General features: G+C 56.3%; 20 protein-coding genes. 10 read left to right on the forward strand and 10 right to left on the reverse strand.

Features of this window, described 5'->3' with window-relative positions; all coding sequences use genetic code 11:
- Positions 1–11 precede the first annotated feature (11 nt).
- The 3 genes from KTJ90_RS09875 to KTJ90_RS09885 all read right to left on the reverse strand — a co-directional run bounded on the left by KTJ90_RS09875 (position 12) and on the right by KTJ90_RS09885 (position 4,747).
- Positions 12–1,052 (reverse strand): sugar ABC transporter substrate-binding protein, encoded by a 1,041-nt coding sequence (locus tag KTJ90_RS09875; protein ID WP_003853575.1) that lies wholly within the window; start codon positions 1,050–1,052, stop codon positions 12–14.
- Positions 1,053–1,107: 55 nt separating this feature from the next.
- Positions 1,108–2,088: a TIM barrel protein gene (locus tag KTJ90_RS09880; protein ID WP_003853574.1), complete on the reverse strand. Its 981-nt coding sequence runs from the start codon at positions 2,086–2,088 to the stop codon at positions 1,108–1,110.
- A 301-nt stretch (positions 2,089–2,389) separates the two neighbouring features.
- Entirely contained in the window at positions 2,390–4,747 is a 2,358-nt protein-coding gene (locus KTJ90_RS09885; RefSeq protein WP_275770066.1) for a membrane-bound PQQ-dependent dehydrogenase, glucose/quinate/shikimate family, read from the reverse strand.
- Positions 4,748–5,416: 669 nt separating this feature from the next.
- Here KTJ90_RS09885 and KTJ90_RS09890 point away from each other — a divergent pair.
- A complete protein-coding gene (locus KTJ90_RS09890) occupies positions 5,417–6,451 on the forward strand; it encodes a GT-D fold domain-containing glycosyltransferase (RefSeq protein WP_499024386.1) in 1,035 nt (344 codons plus the stop codon).
- A 190-nt stretch (positions 6,452–6,641) separates the two neighbouring features.
- The gene (locus KTJ90_RS09895) at positions 6,642–7,964 is read left to right on the forward strand and encodes an MFS transporter (RefSeq protein ID WP_105099188.1); all 1,323 of its coding nucleotides are present in this window, start codon (positions 6,642–6,644) and stop codon (positions 7,962–7,964) included.
- 88 nt (positions 7,965–8,052) lie between these two features.
- On the opposite strand, the gene KTJ90_RS09900 is transcribed toward KTJ90_RS09895, so the two are convergent.
- Both KTJ90_RS09900 and KTJ90_RS09905 read right to left on the reverse strand, forming a co-directional pair.
- The gene (locus KTJ90_RS09900) at positions 8,053–9,483 is read right to left on the reverse strand and encodes a purine-cytosine permease family protein (RefSeq protein ID WP_003853564.1); all 1,431 of its coding nucleotides are present in this window, start codon (positions 9,481–9,483) and stop codon (positions 8,053–8,055) included.
- Positions 9,484–9,719: 236 nt separating this feature from the next.
- Positions 9,720–10,175: a winged helix-turn-helix transcriptional regulator gene (locus KTJ90_RS09905; protein WP_008925175.1), complete on the reverse strand. Its 456-nt coding sequence runs from the start codon at positions 10,173–10,175 to the stop codon at positions 9,720–9,722.
- A gap of 128 nt (positions 10,176–10,303) precedes the next feature.
- Here KTJ90_RS09905 and KTJ90_RS09910 point away from each other — a divergent pair, with 128 nt between their 5' ends.
- Positions 10,304–11,506, forward strand: coding sequence for an MFS transporter (locus KTJ90_RS09910; RefSeq protein WP_499024391.1), 1,203 nt, complete (start codon positions 10,304–10,306; stop codon positions 11,504–11,506).
- A 233-nt stretch (positions 11,507–11,739) separates the two neighbouring features.
- Positions 11,740–12,006: a hypothetical protein gene (locus KTJ90_RS09915; RefSeq protein ID WP_499024394.1), complete on the forward strand. Its 267-nt coding sequence runs from the start codon at positions 11,740–11,742 to the stop codon at positions 12,004–12,006.
- A 36-nt stretch (positions 12,007–12,042) separates the two neighbouring features.
- On the opposite strand, the gene KTJ90_RS09920 is transcribed toward KTJ90_RS09915, so the two are convergent.
- The 4 genes from KTJ90_RS09920 to KTJ90_RS09935 all read right to left on the reverse strand — a co-directional run bounded on the left by KTJ90_RS09920 (position 12,043) and on the right by KTJ90_RS09935 (position 16,308).
- Positions 12,043–12,675 (reverse strand): DapH/DapD/GlmU-related protein, encoded by a 633-nt coding sequence (locus tag KTJ90_RS09920; RefSeq protein ID WP_003853558.1) that lies wholly within the window; start codon positions 12,673–12,675, stop codon positions 12,043–12,045.
- Between the two features lie 630 nt (positions 12,676–13,305).
- Positions 13,306–14,607 (reverse strand): PQQ-dependent sugar dehydrogenase, encoded by a 1,302-nt coding sequence (locus KTJ90_RS09925; protein ID WP_499024397.1) that lies wholly within the window; start codon positions 14,605–14,607, stop codon positions 13,306–13,308.
- A gap of 12 nt (positions 14,608–14,619) precedes the next feature.
- Positions 14,620–15,027 (reverse strand): DUF2231 domain-containing protein, encoded by a 408-nt coding sequence (locus KTJ90_RS09930; RefSeq protein WP_003853554.1) that lies wholly within the window; start codon positions 15,025–15,027, stop codon positions 14,620–14,622.
- A 165-nt stretch (positions 15,028–15,192) separates the two neighbouring features.
- Complete coding sequence (locus KTJ90_RS09935; RefSeq protein ID WP_499024401.1) at positions 15,193–16,308, reverse strand: ABC transporter substrate-binding protein; 1,116 nt, start codon at positions 16,306–16,308, stop codon at positions 15,193–15,195.
- Positions 16,309–16,659: 351 nt separating this feature from the next.
- On the opposite strand from KTJ90_RS09935, the gene KTJ90_RS09940 reads away from it, so the two are divergent.
- The 6 genes from KTJ90_RS09940 to KTJ90_RS09965 all read left to right on the forward strand — a co-directional run bounded on the left by KTJ90_RS09940 (position 16,660) and on the right by KTJ90_RS09965 (position 23,090).
- Positions 16,660–17,814 (forward strand): mandelate racemase family protein, encoded by a 1,155-nt coding sequence (locus tag KTJ90_RS09940; RefSeq protein WP_312544910.1) that lies wholly within the window; start codon positions 16,660–16,662, stop codon positions 17,812–17,814.
- Between the two features lie 102 nt (positions 17,815–17,916).
- A complete protein-coding gene (locus KTJ90_RS09945; RefSeq protein WP_182629781.1) occupies positions 17,917–19,548 on the forward strand; it encodes an ABC transporter substrate-binding protein in 1,632 nt (543 codons plus the stop codon).
- Complete coding sequence (locus KTJ90_RS09950) at positions 19,545–20,576, forward strand: ABC transporter permease (protein ID WP_039660261.1); 1,032 nt, start codon at positions 19,545–19,547, stop codon at positions 20,574–20,576. Before KTJ90_RS09945 ends, KTJ90_RS09950 begins: the two co-directional genes overlap by 4 nt.
- Positions 20,573–21,478: an ABC transporter permease gene (locus KTJ90_RS09955; protein ID WP_003853540.1), complete on the forward strand. Its 906-nt coding sequence runs from the start codon at positions 20,573–20,575 to the stop codon at positions 21,476–21,478. The genes KTJ90_RS09950 and KTJ90_RS09955 overlap by 4 nt, the downstream gene beginning before the upstream one ends.
- Positions 21,450–22,316, forward strand: a complete 867-nt coding sequence (locus KTJ90_RS09960; RefSeq protein WP_008925168.1) for an ABC transporter ATP-binding protein — start codon at positions 21,450–21,452, stop codon at positions 22,314–22,316. Before KTJ90_RS09955 ends, KTJ90_RS09960 begins: the two co-directional genes overlap by 29 nt.
- Before the next feature lie 9 nt (positions 22,317–22,325).
- Complete coding sequence (locus KTJ90_RS09965) at positions 22,326–23,090, forward strand: ABC transporter ATP-binding protein (RefSeq protein WP_033762966.1); 765 nt, start codon at positions 22,326–22,328, stop codon at positions 23,088–23,090.
- A gap of 66 nt (positions 23,091–23,156) precedes the next feature.
- Here KTJ90_RS09965 and KTJ90_RS09970 read toward each other — a convergent pair whose 3' ends face one another.
- On the reverse strand, positions 23,157–23,795 hold the full coding sequence (locus tag KTJ90_RS09970) for an RpiB/LacA/LacB family sugar-phosphate isomerase (protein ID WP_003853539.1): 639 nt from the start codon (positions 23,793–23,795) through the stop codon (positions 23,157–23,159).
- Positions 23,796–23,912 lie beyond the last annotated feature (117 nt).

Consider the following 23,912-nt stretch of genomic DNA (forward strand, 5'->3'; position numbering starts at 1 on the left):
GCCTCCGCCGACTATTGCTGAGCCAGCAGCTCACGCAACCGGTTGTTGTCTTTGGTCGAGAACGCGTCGACGTTCTCTTTAGTGATCAACGCCTGTGGCGTGGAGATAACGCGCGACAGTTTCTGTCCATTGATCAGACGGATCATGACGTCCATCGCCACTTCACCGGTCAGCACCGGGAAGCTGTCCACCGTGCCGGTCAGCTCGCCGCGCTTGATTGAGGCGTACGCATCCGAAATGCCGTCAGTGCCAAAGATCGCCACCTGTGACGCTTTGTTCTGCGCCCTCACTGCTTCCACCACGCCCAGCGCCATGGTGTCGTTGTTCGCATAGAAGCCGATCAGGTCAGGATGCTGCTGAAGGATGGTTGACGCCGCATTAAAGGCCTGCTCGCGACTCCAGTTCGCCGGCACGCTGGCAACAATGGTGAACTTGCCATTTGCGTCCAGTGTCTCTTTGAAGCCACGGGTACGCTGTCCGGCGGCATACACGCCTGGCTGCCCTTCAATCACCGCGACTTTCCCGCCCTGCGGATGATGCTGAATAAACCACTTCGCGACCCGCACACCGTTATCTTTCTGCACGTTGCCGACGTAGTAACGCGCATTCGGCATCACCGCATCGTTGACGTTCACCACCGGGATATTCTTGCTGTTCGCACTCTCCAGCGCAGGCTGCAGGTTGATGTCGGTCTGCGGCGAAACCAGCAGGCCGTTAAAGCCCTGGGAGATCAGGGTCTCTGCAATCGACAGCTGACCAAGCTGATCGTCCTCATTGGCTGCCGCCTGGTACTCGACGGTAATGCCATACTTTTTCGCCGCGTCCTGGTAGCCCTGGCCGAGCAGGCGCCAGTACTCATTAGTGAGGGTTTTTGATACCCCGCCAATTTTCAGCGACTTGTCGACTTTCGGCAGCGCGCCATATTTAGTATCAAGCTGGGTCCAGTCGGTGCGATCCGGTTCAGTGTCGGATTGCAGCGGTGCCAGATCTGCCGCATAAACTGTGCTGCAGAGCAGTGAAGAAGCGATAAAGGCAAGCAGGCGTTTTTTCATTTTTATAGTCTCAGCATGTGGGTAGAGGTGTGATGTTCTTAGGATTAATCGACTGTCAGCGAGCCAGCATGATGTCGTTGACTATCTGCTGGGAAGCCACCGCATCCTGACGCGCAATGGCCGCCAGTAATGCCGCGTTACCGTGCAGCTGGTCACAGAGTCTGAGCAGGCGCTTAACGGTGGCGATGTTGCTCTCTGCTTCACGAATCGGGTCCAGACCGCTGGCATCCGGGAAGGTATCGAAGTAGTAAGCGCCACTGTAGCCGTCACGCTGCATCTGCCAGAGAAACTCCAGCGTGGCGCGCGGATTCACGGAGGCAACCATCAGTCCGTCGTCACGTTTGCCCCAGCCGTCATTCAGGTCCAGTCCCAGCAGCCGTGAGCGGCGTGCCACCATCGCAGCAGCGTAAGCCGGGATCTCATTGGCAAACAGGACGTGCGCGAAATCCAGCGTGATACCCAGATTGGCGCAGCCGGCCTCTTCCACTGCCAGCAGACAGGTGGTCGCGTTGGGGAAGATGCTGTAGGCGCGAGGCTCATTCGGTTTATATTCGATGCTGACGTCGACATCCGGCGCGTACTCTGCCACTTCACGTACAGCGCTGACCGCATCCTCCCAGATCTTTTTGTAGTCGGCCTGGAAGCAGTAATCAAATCCATCCTGCCCCATCCACAGGGTCATCAGTCGGGAACCAAACTCCCGACCCGCATCGATACCGCGCTTGGTCAGCTCGATCGCTTCACGACGCACTTTCGCATCCGGATGCGTAAATGCACCGATTTTGAACTGAGGTGCATCCCAGCGCATCTGCATGCCATTTACCGCCAGGCCCGCATCCTCAATCGCCTGGCGCAGAGTGGCGATGTCAGTGGTGAGATGCTGCGGAAAGTTAAGATCGAGATGTGTTAAGCCATTTACCTTTCCCGCACGGGCAACCATCTGGAGAACCGACGGCTTGCCCTGCAGGTCAGGCCAGTAGAGGTGTGCGCCCGAGGCGAACGAGTTGAGACGGGTAGCAAATTTCAGTTCCGACATGAGGCTCAATCCTTCAGAGTGCGTATTGTGAAGTACTTTTCATATTCACGATTAATTGTGAAGTTATATATTAATCTACGCCTCGCGGCTTAATGCGCAAGTCTGTCAGGATGGGGAAATCTCTAAACCGGGAGCACTGTCACGAAATAGTTTCGGTGTGTTATCAGATGAATAACAGGCAGTGGAGGGAGAATTTAATTGAAAGACAACGGGTTGTCGTGAGAAGCCGGGCGTGGAATCTGGCAGAGAAAGAAATGAAAAAAGCTGAGCGCCAGGGCGGCGCTCAGCGGGACGAGATGACTTACTTCAGACGGAAAGCGACAACACTGTCGCCCTGCGTGGTGCCGAGCGAGCCGTGGCCGCCTGCGGCAATCACCACGTACTGCTTGCCATCTTTACCCATAAAGGTGGATGGCGTGGCCTGCGCTCCGGCGCTGAGTTCAGTCTGCCACAGCAGTTCGCCAGTGGTGCTGTCGTAAGCACGGAAGAAGTTATCTGCCGTTGCGCCGTGGAACACCAGATCACCCGCCGTCAGCAGCGGTCCGCCGTGCGCCACCATCCCCATCGGGAAACCGATCGGGAAGCGGCCAGGCAGGAAGCTGGTCTTGAGGTTTTTGGTGGTGCCGACGCGGCGCAGCCATTCGGTTTTGCCGGTGGTCAGATCCACACCCACCATCCGTCCCCACGGTGGCGCGATGCAGGGAATACCCAGTCCCGACGCCATCTGCTGGATGTGAATCGCGTAGTCACCGTGGAAGTTCTCATTCCAGTACGGCGTGCCATCTTTGGTGAAGGTACGCTGCGTTTCGGTTTCCGGCGTGCGCTTAATCAGGTTGTATTTGTAAGCCAGGCGTACCGGTGCCGCAATCAGCATCTGACGCTGTGGGTCAACAGCCACGGAACCCCAGTTAAACACCCCGATATTGCCCGGGAAGATCAGCGAGCCTTTCTCGGTTGGCGGCGTCCACGGGTTACCGTCATAGCGCAACTCACGGAAGGTGGTGCGGCAGGCCATCTGATCAAACGGCGTGATGCCCCACATCGACTTCTCAGTCAGTGGTTGCGGGATGAAGTTCAGGCTGGAGACCGGCTGGGTCGCCGCATACTGCTCGCCCTTAATGCCATCGGTAGAGACCTTAACCTGCTCTACCGGGTAAACCGGTTCGCCAGTCAGGCGATTCAGCACAAACAGGTTGCCGGTTTTGGTCGGCAGGATCACCGCAGGCTGCGGCTTGCCCTGATAGTTAATATCTACCAGCGAGGGCTGTGATGGGTTATCACGATCCCACAAGTCGTGGTTCGAACTCTGATAGCGCCATTTGAACGCACCGGTTTTCAGATCAAGCGCCACCAGCGCATCACGGAATTTCTCGGTGTTGCTGGCTGGATCGCGTTCAATCCCTACTTCATCCGGCGAGGCATTACCAAACGGCACATAGACCAGGCCGTTTTTCAGGTCCGCGCTAAGGGTAGCCCAGGCGATCGGGGTATCCTGCGGATAGGTGGCTCCTGCAGCGACGGGCGCGGTGTTATCCGGGTTAGCCGGATCGAAGTTCCACACCAGACGACCACTGACGGCGTCATAGGCACGGATCACACCCGATGGGTTGCCGCTGTTGAAGCCGTTATCCATCACTGAGCCGCCGACAATCACCAGATTGCCTGCCACCAGCGGTGCTGAGGTCTGCATCAGCGCATGCGGACGCACCTCGCCCATGTTGGCGCGCAGGTTCACCACACCGTTGTCACCAAAGTCAGCGCACGGCTTGCCGGTGTCGGCATCCAGCGCCAGCAGGCGGGCATCGGTGGTCGCGTTAAAGATACGCTTGCGGCAGATGGCCGGTGCTGCGCCCGTCTGCTGTTGCACCTGCTGACCGGCATCGAAATAGCTCACGCCGCGACAGGTCTGATGCTGCTGCAGATAAGAGCGGTTTTTATCCGGCGCGGTTTTCCACTTCACCGCACCCGTTTCCGGGTCAAGCGCATGGACTTCGTTGTGCGGCGTACAGAAGTAAAGCATGCCGTTGGCTTTCAGCGGCGTCGCTTCAAAGGTGTATTCGGTCGCATCATCACCCTGACGCAGATCGCCGGTGTGATAGGTCCAGGCCACTTCCAGATCGTTGACGTTATCTTTGGTGATCTGCTTCAGCGCCGAGAAGCGCTGGCCATCCGCGGTTCCGCCATAGGCGCTCCACTCGTCAGCGGCACCGCCGGTCGCAGAGGCGTTACGCGGCGTATTGATAGTGCCCTGCTGCGGCAACGGATCGTAGAAGCAGAGGCCAGCCACCAGCAGTACCATCAGCACCACTGAGCCGCCGAGGAACGGATGGAAGCGACGCTGTCCCTGATAAAGCGGACGAACCACCCACGGCAGAGCCAGCCAGACGCCCAGCACACCAAAGAGGTCACCGCGCGGGATCCACTGCCATTTGTCGAAGCCCACTTCCCAGATAGTCCAGATGAGTGTGACCCACATCAGCAGCGCATAGAGGGTCAGCGCACTGCGCTTGTTCATTAATAGCAGAATAGCGCTGAGCAAAACGCCTGCACCCATCAGCGCATAGAACGCGCTGCCTCCTGCCAGCAGGAGTTGTCCTCCCATGTAAATCAGGGCGATAGCAAATATCACCATGATTATACTGGTTAATTTATTGATCATGATCCTTCCTCGGGTCATTAGCGACGATAGGTAAGTTAAGCTGGAAACATAAATTCAACGAGATTTTAACTTACGTGTGAAATATGTAAAAACGTGTACAGGCGTAAATCATTAGCAATATTTATTGTAAATGTTACCTTCAGAGGTATTCAGACCGCTTTTTTTACTTTCTGAAGGGAGAATAACGAGATATACATCACAAAATGTTAACCATAGGCCGCTAACTATCGCACCTTTTGTTCAAAGGCGAACAAATATCAGACAAGCATCGCTTCTATAAAGCTGGCTTAAGTGTAATTGATGGACAATTTTTAACGTCAAATAATCATAATGGTTTGTTTGCACCGCCCTGCAATAACTCTTATTGCTGAAAGCGGGAATGTTATTCTTTTCCTTTTTTAAACAGAAAGAGTATCAGCACTCATGCGGTGTCAATGATTTTCACATTATTAAATCTGGCAGTTGACTTTACGCTGTCATGATTTCTGTCACTTTAACCTCAAAAATATATAGATTAATAAAAGAAGTCGTTCCGGGACTGAAGAGTAATTCAGACATTCCGTAGCATGACGCGAAATCTAATTGTGATATATTTCATTCTTCTCACTTCTCTTTATCCAGCCAGCAGGCAGGATTTTCTCTGGCAGCAATAACCCAGGCAGGTTGACTATGTCCGCACTCAACGCTATTTACCGCAAGTTTCGTTTTCCGTTTAAGTTTTTAAATGCAGCTATTCGCTACCCTGCTGCTCAGGCACGAGTAAAGCGTTATTCCGTAATGTCGATAGAAGAAACAATTGATCTGTTATTACGTAATCCACAATTATCTCTGGCCCGTTACGGCGACGGCGAACTTGAAATGACCTGGTATAAAAATATCGGTTTTCAGCCCTTTGATCCAAAACTGTCAGGGCGGCTCAAAGCCTTGCTGCAACAGGACGCTGCGGCTAATCCGAACTGCCTGATTTGTCTGCCGGATGCCTTTCGCACTACCCGTAATATGAAAAATGGATCGGCCCTGTTTTGGTTCTTCCATAAATCATTTTACTTTAAACATTATGAGACTCTGCTGAATCAACAGGTCCGGTATGGAAATACGTCTGTCACCCGCCCTTATCACGATTATAAAGTTAAAAAACTTTCCCGGACGATATTTGATAAATTCAAACAGCTTTATCAGGGCCGTCGGGTATTAATTGTTGAGGGCAGTGGCACACGTCTCGGTTTAGGCAATGATTTACTGGATGGCGCAAGCGACGTTAAACGTATTACCACGCTGAACCGTAATGCCTTTTCCGTTTATGACCGTCTTTTTGATACCGTATTAGAGAATGCCGTCAACTTTGATCTGGTCTTGATTTCTTTAGGGCCGACGGCAACGGTACTGGCGTATGATTTAAGTCAGCGCGGTATCCGCTGTATCGATAGCGGTCACGTTGACATTGAATATGAGTGGATGCTGGCCAGTGCCACCAAAAAAATAAAAGTAGAAGGCAAAAACGTCAATGAAGCGGGCGTGCTGCTGAGTGAACAGACTACCGTGGCCGATGCAACTTACCAGCGGCAGATTTTGCAACACGTCGGCGAATCATTGAACAAAATGCCGGACACAGAAGCCGAAGCCGAAGCCGAAGCCGAAGCCGAAGCCGAAGCCGTGGTTATCCCACTGCCCCACGTCAGCCCGAGCCATCATAACGCCGCGTAAGACTCACCATTGTCAGGCAGCAACTGCACCGCATTGATGCGCAGGCAAATAATTAGCGAGATCAGCGAATACCGTTTCGGGCAGAGTAAACTGCCCGGGCACGCTACCTGCCAGTGTTAGCCGGGCAAATTTTCTTTCCGGCATCAATCTTGCTTGAGTCCTCCTGAGACACTTAATCAGGAGAAGTAAGATGAATACCCGTCGTTACCGTTACACCATATTTTCACTGCTGTTCCTGATCGCCCTGATCAATTACATCGATCGTGGCGCCCTGTCATTTGCAGCCAACGCCATTGCGACCGAGTACCACTTCAGCAAAGTCCAGCTTGGCGCAGTGCTGGGATATTTTGGCTTTGGGTATCTGTTTGGTTCGCTATGTGGCGGCTTCCTTGCCGATCGTATCGGCACGAAAAAGGTCTGGCTGCTGGCAGGTGTGCTCTGGTCGCTGCTGGAAATCGCGACCGCCTGGGCTGGAGAGTTGGGCATGGCGCTGTTTGGCGGCTCAGCCATTATGGGCTTTGCTGCCCTGCGCATCCTGTTTGGTTTTTCCGAAGGCCCGGCCTATGCGCTGATGAACAAAGCGATCGCCCACTGGGCACCCGATAACGAGCGCGGCTTTGCGCTGGGCATCGGCCTGCTCTCGACGCAGGTTGGCGCACTGCTGACCGCGCCGATTGCGGTAGGCCTGCTGCTTCTGACCCATGACTGGCGCATGATGTTTATCCTGCTTGGGGTGTTCTCTCTGCTGGCAATGCTGCTGTTTGCCCGCACGTTCAGCGACAGCCCGGATAAAAGTCCCCACACCAGCGCAGCAGAACGCACGCTGATCCTGAGCGGTCAGCGCCGCAGCGCCGGCGATGGCGTTCCACTGCCCTGGTGGCGCTTCTTTACCAGCCGCACGCTGGTCTGCAACGCACTCGGCTACTTCTCCTTCCTTTACATCACCTTTACCCTGGTGACCTGGATGCCGAAGTATCTGCAGGATAATTTTCATTATGACCTGCACTCGCTCTGGTACGTGGCGATGATTCCGTGGAGCGGTGCCTGTATTACAGTGCTGCTGGGCGGTCGCATTGCTGATGCCCTGCTGGCCCGCTTTCGTAATTTGCGTCTGGCGCGCAATCTCTTTGCCGCAGTCACGCTGTGCGGCACCGCCTGCTGCTTTATGGCCATTCCCTATGTCCAGTCGGCAGCCGGGATTATTGCACTGATGACCCTGGGCAATGCGCTGAATGCACTGGTGAATAATGTCTACTGGTCGGTGGTGATTGATGTCACCCCGAAGGCGTCGGTGGGTACCTACAGCGGTATGACACTGGCGATAGCCAATCTGGCGGCAATTATCTCCCCGATGCTTTGTGGCTGGCTGGCGCAATATTACGGCTATAACGCCATGTTTACCGTCACCGCAGTCATCGCCTTCGGCAGCATGCTGGCGATGACGCTGCTACAGCCTGAGAAGCCGCTGGTGGCTGAGGCGCAGACCGGCACGGCGGATGTTTCAGCAGCCTGATTTAAAACGCGCAGATTCCCTGACACGCGGGTGATCACTCACCCGCGCTGACTCTCCCTGAATGCCAGCCGCCCGGCGGCTTAATCTGTCACCCCGCAGGATAAACTGACTGTTCAGGTGTGCCACGGCGATCCCAGCGGCTGGCGACAAGCCACAACAGTGCCGTCGCAAACCAGCCGACGATCCACGAGACATCATTACCGGCAAAAATCCAGGTCAGCGATCCGTGATGCAGCGGATTATCGATAAACGGCAGTTGCACCAGCACCCCCAGAAAATAGACGGTAATACCGGCAAGGTTCCAGCGTCCATAGCGTCCGTCCGGCTGAGACAGCGCCGGGACATCAACGCTGCCTTTGGTGATCAGATAAAAATCGGTCAGGCTGATCGCGCTCCAGGGCACAAAGAAAGCCAGCAAAAAGAGCAGGAAGTGCGTGAAGGATTTCAGAAAGGCCGGTTCACTGAGGAGAGCAATAACGCAGGCCAGCGCCACCATCAGTACCACAAACAGTATGCGCCCGCCGCGACTCAGTGTGGTCTGCTGACGGAAGCCAGAGACAATAGTGGTCAGTGACATAAAACTGCCGTACGCATTCAGCGTGGTAAAGGTGATTTTCCCAAAGCAAATGGCGAAATAAATCACCATAGCCATGGTTGTTGTGCTGCCCATACTCACGATGTAACCGACCTCATTGCCTGCAAACGCACTTCCGGCAATGGCCGCGACGATCACGCCCAGCGTCATTGACGCCTGGGTGCCCAGTACGGTGCCCAAAAATACCGCGCTGAAGAGTTTCTTCGCAGAGACATCTGCTGGCAGGTAGCGCGAATAGTCCGAGACATAAGGACAGAAGGCAATCTGCCAGGAGGAAGAGAGAGAGACCGCCAGCAGAAAATTTGCCGGGGTAAAGTGCTGATTCTGCCACACGGCGGATAAATCATGCGTAGTGAACAGCGTGATAAACAGATAAGCAAAGGCTAACACGCCAATGACGCTCGCCACCTTCCCCAGTTGATGAATCACGCGATAGCCCAGCACCGCAATGATCACGATGAGGGTGCTGAACAGGATCATCCCGGTTGCATTGCTGACACCGACAAGTTTAGCCAGGGCCTGCCCCGCCAGGACCGTCCCGCTGGCTGAAAACCCCACATACATCATGCAGACCAGCACCAGAGGAATCACGGCACCGAAGACGCCAAACTGCATACGGCTGGTGATCATCTGCGGCAACCCAAGACGCGGACCCTGGATCGCATGCAACGACATGATCGCTGCACCCAGAATCTGTCCCACCAGTAAGCCGATTAGGGACCATATGACATCGCCGCCCAGTACCACGGCCAGCGCACCCGTAACAATCGCGGTAATTTGCAGGTTGCCACCAAACCAGAGCGTGAACTGGCTAAAAGGATGACCATGCCGTTCACGCAATGGGATGTAATCAATAGAACGGGTTTCTGACAGGCGCGGTTTCTCTGCGCCTGAATAATCTGATACGGATGATTTGACCGACATAGATTCCTCGCTGAAACGGTAAGAGACGCGTTAACGGAAAGCGTGATTTGCCCTATCCCTGGTTGCAATTACATGTCTATACAATTAGCGAGAATGTCATGCACATCTGAAAGTTACAAGGCAACCTGTCATTGGAAAATGTGATGATATCGACAGGCTGATAACGCCGATCGGGATCGCGTGCGATGCCAGGTAGGTCAGGCTCAGCGTGCAGGGAGGAGGCGATACTCCGACGGTTAACCCTCAGCAACGACCCGCTGACGATGGCAGTCGGCGGGATCCAGTTTCTGCCCCTGAGACGAGTAAACTTCAAGACGCGGCAGCGGTTTGCCTTCCGCATTATCCAGCAACACCGAGTGGGTCTCGCCCTTTTCAAACAGATAGCGTTCGCCCCACTGGCGCATAGCCACCACCACCGGAAACAGTGAACGGCCTCTTTCGGTCAGGACATATTCGCTGTAGGCGCTGCCATCCGAGGCCGGCGCAATCTCAAACACCCCAATCTCCACCAGCTGCTTCAGGCGCGACGCCAGGATATTTTTCGCCAGCCCTAAGTTGCGCTGGAAGTCACTGAATCTGCGGACGTCATCAAAGGCTTCACGCACGATCATCATGCACCAGCGCTCACCTATAGACTCCAGGGTTCTTGCAACCGGACACTCGCTGGTTCTCAGGGATTCCTGCTTAGCCATTTTTATTCTCTCACTCTGCCTGTCTGATGAACCCAGCTTAGCCACCTTGAAAAGAAGTTGCAAAAAAAAACCAGCTCGATTAATGATAATGTCAATCCAGTTTCAAATAAAAACCAGAAGGCATAATTATGACCACGACGACATGCAAGGCTCAGGAAGCCGATCCATCGCCCGCCGCGATGCCGGTGCTCTCGCCCCGGATGATCTTTTTGTTCTCACTCACCTCTGCGCTGGCGGTCGCCAATGTTTATTCGGCGCAGCCGTTGCTGGAATTGATAGCCACCAGCCTGCAGGTTTCTCCCGGCACCATTGGCACGGTGGTCACGGTCACTCAGACCGGCTACGCCCTCGGATTACTCTTTCTGGTGCCGTTAGGCGACTGCATCAACCGCAAAAAACTGGTGCTCGCCCAGCTGGTGCTTTCCGTGCTGGCGTTAACCGCCGCGGCTTTCGCGCCCGACCTGATGACGCTGCTCTGTGCGATGCTGCTGGTGGGGTTAATGGCGGTAGTCACGCAGCTGATGGTGGCCTGGGCCGCCATGCTGGCGTCACCCACGCAGCGTGGACAGGTGGTGGGTAGCGTGACCAGTGGCATTGTGATCGGCATTCTGCTGGCGCGCTTTATTTCCGGGATGATTGCCGATCTGGCGGGCTGGCGCGCGGTCTTTCTGACGGCCGCCTGCCTGTTACTGCTGATCTCGCTGGTACTGGTGCAAGTGCTGCCCGCCACAACCGGCCAGGCGCAGCGCACCCCCTACACTCAGCTGTTACTGTCGGTTTTTCGGCTGTTCCGGACGGAACCGCTGTTGCGCAGGCGAGGCATCCTCGCGCTGCTGATTTTTGCGGCCTTTAGTATGCTCTGGTCTTCGATGGTACTGCCGCTGACGGACCTGTCGCTGACTCACACCGCGATTGGGATGTTCGGACTGGCGGGTCTGGCCGGGGCGCTGGCGGCCTCCAGAGCAGGCTCATGGGCTGACCAGAGACGGGGGCAGCAAGCCACCGGCTTCGCCCTGGTGCTGCTGACCTTCTCCTGGCTGCCGATAGCCGCGCTGCAAAGCTCGCTACTGCTGCTGATAGTCGGGGTGGTCCTGCTCGACTTCGCTATTCAGACGGTACATGTGATTAATCAGAGCCTGCTGGTGGCTGCCCGGCCCGAGGCAGCCAGTCGTCTGGTCGGTGCCTATATGTGCTTTTACTCGCTGGGCAGTGCACTGGGCGCGATTGCAGCTACCCAGCTTTACGCCCACTGGGGATGGCAGGCGGTCTGCTATGCCGGGGCAACTGCCAGCGCCTCTGCCTTTCTCTGCTGGTACGGTATGCGTCACTAATGACATTACCTCTGCAGGGCATTATTCCACTTATGGCTCGGTAAGACTCTCTGGTGTGGTGCGAGGGACAGACCGGCACAGCAGACCATTCAACAGCCTGGAAGTTATCATCCGTGACAGATATGCTTTGCGGTAAGCGACGCCAGTATTCAGAGTCTCAAGACTTCGCTATACAACGCGCGGCCGGTTCATATAGGTTATTTCTCACAGCCACCCTGTTCCAGGAGGAGCACATGCCGGAATATTGTTTTTTTAAGAAGGGACGCCAGATTACCGTGCTGGAGAGAAGCGACAGCGCAGGCGCGGCTGAACTGTCTCAGCGCGGCTACGAGAAACAATTCGAAGAAGTGACCGCCCCTGATGAAAATCGTGCGCTGGCACGTTTTTATGACATTCATAATGACGATCAGCAGCGTGCGAATGCATTTGCTCGCGGGGAAGTGTTTGCCATTTTGACCGTGGGACTGCTTAGCGTGGCGGGCTGGCTCATTTTTAAATAGGCAGACGCGTCCTCAGTCAGCGGGATAATGAGCAAATTAACTATCGTGCCGCTGGCAGAACGCGTCGATGTCGCCGTGCTGAAAGTCGGGCAGATTCGCCATCAATTTCTCCAGCGGCCAGTTCCACCAGGCAATGCGCTGCAGGCGGGCCGCAATCGCTGGGGTAAACCGCACCCGCAGTGGCCGGGCCGGCACACCGCCCACCACGCTGTAAGGCGCAACGTTTTTTGTCACGACAGCGCCCGCAGCCAGCACCGCACCATCTCCAATCGTAACGCCAGGCAGCACAATGACACCGTGACCGATCCAGACATCATTTCCGATCACTACACGGTCGGCGCGACGGGCGGCAAAGAAGCCCTGGTCCCGTCGGGCATCGTGATGATAATACTCCGGGCAGTAGGTAAAGCGATGCTGAGAGGCGCGGTCCATGGGATGATTTGGCGCACCGATACGCACCTGATTGGCAATGGCGCAGAATCGCCCTACCTGGGTGTCGGCCAGGCAGCAGTGCTCGCCGACATAGGAGAAGTCACCCAGTTCGCTATATTCCAGTGAACTGTGCGCCAGGATCTCACACTGCTGACCCACGGTGGTTTCCCGCATCTTCACAGTGTCATCAATCCAGGTGTGCGCTAAACGGGCAGGTACAACGGCGGCAATGGACATATTACTCCCGGTCTGGATAAGCAGCGCCCCGGCGGCCTGCTTTTTGCCTTACCACCTTACACAACGCCGATGACAGAGAATTGACAAAGAAAAAAGGCGAAGTGGTTAGCTCCGCCTTGTTTCAAGTTCCGGTTAACCTGCGTGACCGGTCAGTTGCATAAGGGCAACGATGATCTGCAAGATGACCCGGATAAGATCCAGAATCAGCTTAGTCAGTTCCATCACTTTCCTTCTCCTTTTACAGGAGCGCGCTGTTCGGCAAACCAGGGCTTTGACTCTACCCGCCGGGTGCCTAAGCACATCTTTGTGGAGAGGGCTGAGCGGCACTCATGGTTAAAGCCACAGGCCAGCACCACCTGATGCCTGCCGGGATTTTAAAACCGTGCCCCTGGGAGCGGCCAGTCGACAATGAGGCGATGCTCAACACTCAACACCTGTATAAACATACAGCATTTTGGCGAAACTTGAAATCCTTAGCCGCACATTTTACAATCCTGTCTGTGGAGAGTGCTGAGCACCTCGTTCGCAGCGCGGTTACCAGCCGGGTAGCGAACAAAAAAATAAAGGATTTGGCGACATGCCAAATCCTTTTTTTATGCCTGCTTCCTGCTTAAAAAAGCAGCACGGAACTTACTTCGCGGCGCTGATTCGCCAGACGGTATTACCTGCATCGTCAGCAATCAGGACACCGCCCTGTTTGTCGCTGGCCAGACCCACCGGCAAACCGCGCACCTGCTTTTCGTCATCCGTCAGGAAGCCCGAGACTACCGTCTGCGGCTGCCCTACTGGCTTGCCATTCTCGAATTTCACCCACACCACTTTATAGCCATTCAGCGGTGTCCGGTTCCAGCTACCATGCTCACTGATAAACGCGCCACCACGGTATTGCGGCATGTTATCGGCGCCATAAAACAGCAGACCCAGCGGCGCGACATGTGAACTCAGGGCATAATCGGGCTTGATCGCTTTCTCTACCAGATCGGGGCGCTGCGGTTCGGCACGGGTATCCACATGCTGGCCATAGTAGCTGTAGGGCCAGCCGTAGAAGCCTTTATCCTGCACTGAGGTCATGTAATCAGGCACCAGATCGGAGCCGATTTCATCACGCTCATTGACCACAGCCCACAGCTTGCCGCTCTGCGGCTCCCACTGTAAGCCGGTTGGATTGCGCAGTCCGCTGGCGAAGATACGGCTGGCACCACTGGCTGCGTCCACCTCCAGCACCGCCGCACGACGATACTCGGCGCCAATGCCGTTCTCGGTGACGTTACTGTTGGAGCCGACACCGACATAGAGCTTGCTGCCATCGGGGCTGGCTAACAGCGCCTTGGTCCAGTGGTGGTTAATCGGTCCGCCCGGCAGTTCTGTCACCTCTTCCGGTGCGGTGCGAATCTCCGTTTCCCCTTCGCGATAGGGGAATTTCACCAGGCTGTCAGCGTTCGCGACATAGAGCGTGTTACCAATCAGCTGCATACCAAACGGCGAATGCAGATTTTCAATAAAGCGATGCTGCTCCCATTTACCGTTAACATTGCGCAACAGCGTAATGCGGTTGCCGCCTTCTCCCCCTTTGCCTGACGCTTTTTGCACAATGCCCATGATCAGCTGTTTAGGCCGTGTCGTTGGCTTCGGTGGTCCGTTGGATTCCGCCACCAGCACATCGTTATTTGGCAGCACATAGACCTGACGCGGATGCTGCAGATTCTCAGCAATTTTTTCAATCTTCAACCCGTCAGCCACTTTTGGCATTTCGCCCGCTTTCCAGGGCGTGCCTTCCGGTACCTGCATCGGCGGCATAAAGAAATTCTTCGCCTGCGGCAGTTCAGGGTTCGGTCCCGTCTGCTTTTGCGGATCGACCAGCGCACCCTCATCACAGCCTGCCAGCAAAGCGGTCAGGGTCAGCGTGAGCAGCGTTTTATGCGGTATGTTCATGGTGGCTCCTCCTTAAGCGCTACGCTGACGTAACGCAAGTTGCACATTCGCCAGCAGCAGCAGTGCTACCACCAGCGTCGAAAGCGTCACACCCAGCGGGATCACAGCGGCGGCATCACGGCTGTGAATAAACGCATTAACGATAGCGATCGCAATCGCCACCAGCCAGAGCCAGAAATGGCCCTTTTCCGCACTGTCACTGCCGCGAAACAGATAAACCAGCGCGATGAGTCGCGGCACAATCGCCAGTATCAGTCCCAGCGCAATCAGCCAGCTGGCGGCATCCGTCCAGAACTGTACAAAGGTCTGCATGTAGAGAATGTCGAACAGCCAGGCGGCGACAAAAAAGCCCAGCGGCACAGGCTCCAGCAAAGCGTAAAGCGTCACGGCAAACGCCGATCTTCCCAGGGTATTGCGCATGTTTCTCTCCATTTTTAACGTGAATGCGGATCGGGTCAGACGTCGCGCTGCTCAGAGCAACCGACACCGCGCCTGTAAAAGATTAGTAAATCTGAAGAGAAACAGAGGGTTTATTCGAAAGGAATTGCAAATCAGGCGGATGACGTCCCTGTCATCGCCGGTCTGTCAGGACTTATCCACGGGTAACGTGACCCAGTATCCTGGCTGGTAAGGCAGCGGCAGAAACTTCTCGTGGAAGGTGCGGAACGTGGCGTCCGGATCCAAATCAGCAAACAGATCGGGATGCAGCCATTTCGCCAGCGCCTGAATCGCCACAAACTGATACGGGCTATCATAGAACTGATGCCAGATGGCGTGGACGTTGCCGTTGTGCGCCACCGGCAGAGTTTTGAAGGCATCGCGCATCATCAGCGCTTTCAGACGCGCCGTGGCTTCAGTGACGTTGGCACCCGGACCCACGCCGACCCATTTGCCCACGGTATTGTAGTTCTTCCAGTTCGCGCCGGTCACCACCACCGCATCCGGCTGGCTGGCGATGATCTGCTCCGGGTTAACGGTGCCGAAGGTACCAGGAATCAGATCTTTAGCGATATTGCGACCGCCTGCTGTCTCTACCATCTGACCAAAGTTCTCATTACCAAACGACATGCAGCACTCGTCGCTGTAGCCGCCTGCACGGTCAATCATCACTTTCGGCCGGTAGCCGGTAAAGTTTTTCAGACGCGAGGTGACAAGGTCAATCTGCTGCTGGCGGAAGGTAATAATTTCCTGCGCCCGCTCTGGTTTATTCACCAGTTCGCCCATAATGCGGATACTTTTCTCCGCGTTCTCCATCGGGGCTTCGCGGAAATCGATAAACACAACAGGCACACCCACCGCCTGCAGTTTTTCAATCAGCTTGCCTTCATCGGTGGCAGCTTTGGATTCCAGATTCATCAGCACCAGATCGGGCTTCAGCGTTAACGCCTGTTCCACGTTGAAGGTGCCATCTTTTGCGCCACCAAAGGTCGGTAATTTTTTAATTTCCGGATAGCGTTTTTCATAAGCCTGATAACCGTCCCAGTCCGCTTTATGCAGGTCATCACGCCAGCCAATCACCCGCTTAAACGGCGCACCCGTATCAAACGCCGCCAGCAGATAGATCTGACGCCCTTCGCCCAGAATGATGCGTTTTGCCTCCTGCGGCACCTCGACCTGACGGCCTGCAACATCGGTAATCATTTTGGCCGAAGCCGTCCCGGCTAACGTCAACAGCCCCAGCGCTAAAAACCATTTTTTCATTGTAAAAACCCGCACAAATGATAATGAGAATTATTAATGTAAAACGGCGTTACTATTACCTAAAACCGGGGTCAGGGGAAGTCATCCAAATAAATGTTTTTGCAGCGCGGCGTTAACAGGCTGAGGAGAGGGTAAACAATGCTCCCTCCGGGCACAAAAAAGCGCAGCGTGTCGCGGCTCACAAAACGCGCATCTTTCGTGAATATGCTCACAACGGCCTGGGCGGCTGCACATATTTTAGCCATTAATCGTATCGTTTTGGCTAATGCGTTAATGAATTGTGATCGCTAAATTTAAAATGAAACAGCGTTTTAATAATTCATCAGGACAGCCTGCCACAGGAGCTTAACCGTGAAGATCAGCGCCATTGATGTCACCCTTTTTACTTATCCCACCCAGCGTTGCGCCGACAGCGCAGGACACTCTCATCCGGGTCCGGAGAATGATGCCCAGATGGCGTTACTGACCCTGACCAGCGAGGATGGCGACTGCGGTTACGCCTTTGCGCCGCCGGAAGTGGTGCGTTCTCACGTGGTTAATGCCTTCTTCCGCAAGGTGCTGATCGGTCAGAACGCCTTTGACCGCGAGCGTCTGTGGCAGGACCTGGTGCACTGGCAGCGCGGCAGTGCCCACCAGCTCACCGAACGGGCGCTCTCCGCTGTGGAGCAGGCACTGTGGGATCTGATTGGGCGCAAACTGAAACAGCCGGTCCACAAGCTGCTGGGCGGCTATCGCGAGAAGATCCCGGCTTATGGCAGCACCATGTGTGGCGATGAGCTGAAAGGTGGTTTATCGACGCCCGATGAGTATGCACAGTTTGCTGAAAAGCTGGTGGCGCGCGGGTATCAGGCGATCAAGCTGCACACCTGGATGCCGCCGGTCTCCTTTGCGCCCAGCCCGGCGATGGATATCAAAGCCTGCGCGGCAGTGCGCGAAGCGGTCGGCCCTGATATCGCACTGATGCTGGATGGCTACCACTGGTATAGCCGAAGTGACGCGCTGACCATCGGCAAGGCACTGGAAAAACTTAATTTCGCCTGGTTTGAGGAGCCAATGGAAGAAGAGAGCATGGCCTCTTACGCCTGGCTGGCGGACAACCTCTCTATTGACGTGCTTGGCCCGGAAAGTCTGGGCGGTAAACATCACAGCCGTGCCGACTGGGTTCGCGCCGGCGCGTGCGACATTCTGCGTGCGGGTGCCAATGGCGTAGGCGGCATCTCTGCCACGCTGAAAGTGGCCAGTCTGGCTGAAGCCTTTGGTATGGATTGTGAAGTCCACGGCAACGGTGCAGCAAGCCTGGCGGTGGTCGGCGCGATTCGTAACTGCCGCTGGTATGAGCGCGGCCTGCTGCATCCCTTCCTGGATTATGAGACGCCGCCTGCCTACCTCAATAGCCTGATTGATCCGATGGACGATCAGGGCTTTGTCACCCTGCCCACGGGAAACGGACTGGGTGAAGATATTAATTTCAGCTGGATTGAGACTCATACGCTGAATCGCTGGTAAATCGCACTTCCGAAAGTACGGCACACAATAAGAACCCCGTTACCGCGCACCTCTGACGACGCGGTAAACGGGAAAAAACCTCTGACCTGCTGGACTTCACTTATGACCCTGACACAACGATGTGGCGCGTGGCTGATCACGCTGCTGGTGCTGACGGGCAGCGCGTCTATCCAGGCAAAAACGCCGGATGATCAGCTAATCGTCGGCATGAACATGAATAACCTGCTCACCCTGGATCCGGCCGCCATGACCGGCAACGAGGTGGTCGGCATAGTGGTGAATCTTTATGACGGCCTGGTTGAGCTGAACCCGCAGCAGCTCACCGAGGTGCGCCCGGCGCTGGCCGAACGCTGGTCAGTGAGCCCCGATAACCGCACCCTGACCTTTCACCTGCGTGACAACGTCAGGTTTCATTCCGGTAATCCGCTCACCAGCGCCGATGCGGTCTGGTCGATGCGGCGGGTGCTGCATCTGAATCTGGCGCAGGCGTCGGTGTGGAAATCGTACGGTTTCAGCCGCGACAACGTTGACCAGATGATCACCGCCCCCGACGACCGCACGCTGGTGATCACACTTCCTAAGCCAAACGATCCGCAACTGGTGATTTACTCGCTGGCGGCGCTGGGCAGCATGGTGGTCCTGGACCGCAAAACGGTGCAGCAGCATGAGGTTGATGGCGACTGGGGCAACCGCTGGCTGACCACGCATGAAGCGGGTTCCGGCCCGTTCCGGCTGGATGTCTGGCAGGCAAAAGATGTGCTGCGGATGAGTCGCGCGGCAGACTACTGGCGCGGAGAGGCAAAAATGTCGCGGGTGGTGTTCCGCCACCTTCAGGAGTCGCAGACCCTGCGGCTGATGATGGAGAAAGGCGACCTGGATATTGCCAGTAACATGGCGATCCCCGACGTGCGCGCCCTGCGCCACGATCCCGACCTCACCATCGACGCGGTCAGAAAAGGGACGATTTATTACCTGGCGATGAGCATGAAAGATCCGCACTTCGGGAATAGCAAAGTGCGTGAGGCGGTCCGCTATCTGGTCGATTATCAGGGCATCAATAAGAGCCTGATGACCGGCTACGGCGAACTCCATCAGCGCCCGATTCAGGCCGGGATGCCCGCCACGCTCCCCGACCCCGGTTACCGGCTCGATGTGCCGCGTGCCCGGGCATTGCTGGCTGAGGCGGGTTATCCGGACGGCTTCGACACCACGCTGCGGGTGCTGGCCGATCAGCCGTTCCTGAATATCGCCATCGCGGTGCAGTCAACGCTGCTGCAGGGCGGGATTCGCGCAAAAATCATTACCGGCACCGGCAACCAGATTTATGGCGCGATGCGCGATCGTCAGTTTAATCTGCTGGTCGGACGCGGCGGCAGCGGTGTAGAGCCGCATCCCCACTCCAGCCTGCGTTCGCTGGTCTACAACCCGAACAATGCGGACAGCGCCCGGCTGACTAACTTTCAGGGCTGGCGCACCGGTTTCTACGACGCGCAGCTTAACCGCATGATCGATCAGGCATTGGTTGAACGCGACAAATCCCGTCAGCAGCAGGACTATTTCGCCATCCAGCAACGCTATGACCAGCTGGTGCCTGCGCTGATGCCGATTTCACAAATGCTCGACTCCGTGGTGGTCAGTAACCGGGTGCAGGCGTATCAGCCCCATCCCTCCGCGACCACCTTTCTGCGCGACGTCTGGAAAACCCCTGAAGCCCTGGCGGGAGGCACCCCATGATTCTGACCCTGACCCGACATCAGTGCCGTCGCATCACCCATCGCGCGGTGCAGGTGCTGATTACCCTGTTCGGCCTGCTGCTGCTGACCTTTTTTATTGGCCGGGTAATGCCGCTGGATCCGGTGCTGGCGATTGTCGGCCCCGACGCCGATCAGGCCACTTACCAGCAGGTCTACCACCAGCTCGGCTTTGATAAACCGATGTGGGTACAGTTTGGCATCTACCTTAACGCGCTGCTGCATGGCGATCTCGGCCATGCGCTGCTCACCGGTCAGCCGGTGGTATACGACATTCTGCGCGTCTTTCCCGCCACAGTAGAGCTGGCCACGCTGGCAATTGTGATTGGTGCGGGCCTCGGCGTACCGCTGGGTGTGCTGGCGGCGGCACGCCGTAACAGCGTCATCGACTATGTGGTGCGGATGCTCAGTCTGGCCGGTTACTCCACGCCGATCTTCTGGGTCGGCATGATGGGCCTGCTGCTGTTCTATGCCCATCTCGGCTGGGTCGGCGGCGCAGGACGGGTGGATTTCAGCCTGGATGGCATTGTGCCCCATCGCACCGGCTTCATGCTGATCGACGCCCTGCTGGCCGGCAACAGCCAGGTATTCTGGAACGCACTCAACCATCTGGTACTGCCCGCCTCGCTGCTGGGTTTTCACTCTATGGCCTACATCAGCCGCATGACGCGCAGCTTTATGCTGGCGCAGCTCTCGCAGGAGTTCATCCTGACCGCACGGGTCAAAGGCCTGACCGAATGGCAGGTGATCTGGCAGCACGCCTTCCGCAACATCCTGGTGCAGCTACTGACCGTCGTGGCGCTGGCCTATGGCTCGCTGCTGGAGGGCGCGGTACTGATCGAAACGGTCTTCTCCTGGCCCGGCTTTGGTTCTTACCTCACCGGCAGCCTGATGCTGGGCGATATGAATGCGGTGATGGGCTGTGTGCTGGTGGTGGGCCTGATTTTTGTACTGCTTAACCTGATCTCCGACCTGCTCTATCAGGTGTTTGATCCGAGGACCAAAGTATGACGATCTCCTTTGACACTGCCTCTGTAAGTCACTCCCGCGAGCGTCTGGCACGCTGCCAGCGGTTTGCAGCCCGCTGCGGCTATTTCCTCTGGCGCATGGCCTGTAATCCCCTCACCGCCATTGGCGGCGGCATTGTGCTGCTGCTCTGTATCGTCGCACTGTTTGCGCCCTGGATCGCGCCATATCATCCGCTGATTCAGGATCTGAACAACGCCCTGACACCGCCCGGTGCAGCCCACTGGTTTGGCACCGACGAGTTTGGCCGCGATATTTTCAGCCGTCTGGTCTGGGGCGCGCGCATCACGCTTTACATTGTACTGCTGGTGTCGGTCACCGTCGGGCCACTGGGCCTGCTGCTGGGCGTCACCGCCGGTTACTTCGGCGGCAAAGTCGATAGCGTGCTGATGCGCGTCACCGATATCTTTATCTCCTTCCCGAGCCTGGTACTGGCGCTGGCGTTTGTTGCCGCCCTGGGCCCGGGTCTGGAGCATGTGGTGATTGCCATTACGCTCACCGCGTGGCCGCCTATCGCCCGTCTGGCGCGCGCCGAAACGCTGTCGCTGCGTCAGGCGGACTTTATCTCAGCGGTCCGTTTACAGGGCGCATCGCCGCTGCGGGTGCTGTGGAAACATATTATTCCGCTCTGCCTGCCGTCGGTGATTATCCGCATCACCATGAATATGGCGGGCATTATCCTCACTGCCGCCGGGCTGGGATTTCTCGGGCTGGGCGCACAGCCGCCCGATCCGGAATGGGGCGCGATGATCGCCAGCGGCCGCACCTACATGCTTGAGTGCTGGTGGGTGGTCACCGTGCCCGGTCTGGCGATCCTGATTAACAGCCTGGCATTTAATTTCTTAGGAGATGGCCTACGTGACCTGCTTGATCCCCGCAGTGAGTAACGCCACGCCGTTGCTCGACGTGCGCGATTTGCACGTGAACTTTATTAACGGACGCCAGGCAACCCCGGCGGTGCGCGGCGTCTCTTTTCAGCTCGGTCAGGAGAAGCTGGCGATAGTCGGCGAGTCTGGCTCCGGTAAATCGACCGTGGGTCGCGCCCTGCTGCAGCTGCATCCGGCGAAGGCGCGCATTGAGGCGAGCCGGATGCAGTTTGGCGATATCGACCTGCTGCACGCCAGCCCGGCGCAGATGCGCGCCATTCGTGGCAAACGCATCTCAATGATTATGCAGGACCCGAAATATTCGCTGAATCCGGTGATTCGGGTTGGTGAGCAGATCGCCGAGGCCTGGCGTAGTCATCATCGCGATCAGAAATCGGCAGCACGTCAGCGGGCGCTGGCAATGCTGGAGGAAGTGCAGATCCGCGATCCAGAACGGGTTTATCAGCTCTATCCTCATGAGATTTCCGGCGGTCAGGGTCAGCGCGTGATGATTGCCATGATGTTGATCACCGAACCGGAACTGGTGATTGCCGATGAGCCGACCTCTGCGCTGGATGTCTCAGTAAGACTGCAGGTGCTGGCACTGCTCGATGATCTGGTGAAAGCGCGCGGACTGGGGCTGATTTTTATCAGTCACGATATCAATCTGGTGCGCAGCTTTTGCGATCGGGTGCTGGTGATGTATGCCGGGCGCGTCGTGGAGTCACTGGCCGCCTGTGACCTCGATCGCGCACAGCATCCTTACACGCAGGGACTGCTGGCGGCGCTGCCCGACCTTGATCACCGCCGCACACGCCTGCCAGTGTTACAACGTCACGCAAGCTGGTTAACCGATTAAGGAGTGGTGATGATTAATGTAAAAAATCTCAACCTCAGCTTTGGCGATGAAGGCGCGCGGAATCAGGTGCTGTTCGACGTAAATCTGCAGGTTAATCAGGGTGAAATCTTCGGGCTGGTCGGTGAATCTGGCTCGGGCAAAACCACGGTGCTGAAATGTCTGGCGGGGCTGTTCACTCACTGGCAGGGAGAGCTGATGATTGATGGTCAGCCACTGGCGCATCACATCGTTCGGGCGCGCTGTCGGCAGGTGCAGATGGTGTTTCAGGACCCTTACGGTTCGCTGCATCCGCGTCACACGCTGGGCGACATTCTGGAAGAGCCGTTGCAGATTCAGGGTATCGGGCAGCGTCAGCAGCGGGTCGTGGCGATGCTGGATAAAGTCGGATTGAACCGTGCCTGGCAGACGCGTTATCCCCACCAGCTATCCGGTGGTCAGCGTCAGCGCGTGGCAATTGCCAGGGCGCTGATTCTGGAGCCACGCGTGCTGCTGCTGGATGAGCCGACCTCCGCACTGGATGTTTCGGTGCAGGCAGAGATCCTGAATCTGCTCAGCGATCTGCAGCAGCAGGAGAACCTGACTTATCTGATGGTGACGCACGATCTTGGCGTGGTGGCGCATCTCTGCCATCGCGTAGCCGTCATGCAACAGGGCAAAGTGCTGGAGACGCTGGATGTGCCGACGCTGGTGGCCGATCGCGCCGCAATGCCCTATACGCGGATGCTGGTGGAAGCGAGTCGCCACAATCATGCGGCGCTGGCGCAGCCGGGCTGAATATCAGCGGGTATCTGAAAAGAATCAAAAAAGGCCGGCTGGACCGGCCCTGTGATATCGAATGCGTTAGTGGGTCAGCTGACGCACAAAGGCAACGATCTCCTGGTTTTTGCCATGCTCAAACAGGCACTGCTGGAAACGCGGGCCGCTGACGGCGGTGCGAACCAGTTCAGGATCGATGGCACGCAGGGTATCAAGGTAGTTCTCTTTGATCACCGCAGCCTTGACCTGATTCAGCAGACCGGCGTTTCGCACCTGCGGCTCTTTGCGCTCTGGCGGATAGCCATTGCCCTTCTCGCCCGTGAACGCTTTTTCAAAGATAAAGCGCAGGTTCAGCTCAGCGCCCCAGCCAAAACCTTTAGCAAATGGCAGAGATAAGGCATTGCCGTTGTTGATTTGCGCGAACAGGTAAGCATCCGCCGGATCGATACAGTAGCCACAGACCACGCCCGGATGGATGTTAAGCGACATCAGAGCGCCCTGGCCGGTGCCACAGCCCGCAACGACAAAATCCACTGCCTGGCTGTTAAGCAGCACGCTGGCCTGGATGCCGAGGTGAATGTAGGTCAGATGATGATCCTGCTCATCGCTCATCCCGACGTTGAAGACCTGATGGCCCAGCGGCTGCGCGACGCCTTCCAGTTCTTTCAGCACGGTAACGTTTTTAGCGGCCTGACTGTTTTCCATCATTAACGCGATTTTCATGATCTACCCTCGTAAAATAAATGAAACACCGTTTCATTTTAGAGAAAAACCATTAAAGTGCATGGATTAATTCACCCTGGTGCTGTGAGACCCATCACAAAACGGCCATTGCAGCGC

The sequence above is a fragment of the Pantoea jilinensis genome (assembly GCF_019104105.1).
GTDB lineage: Bacteria > Pseudomonadota > Gammaproteobacteria > Enterobacterales > Enterobacteriaceae > Pantoea > Pantoea eucalypti.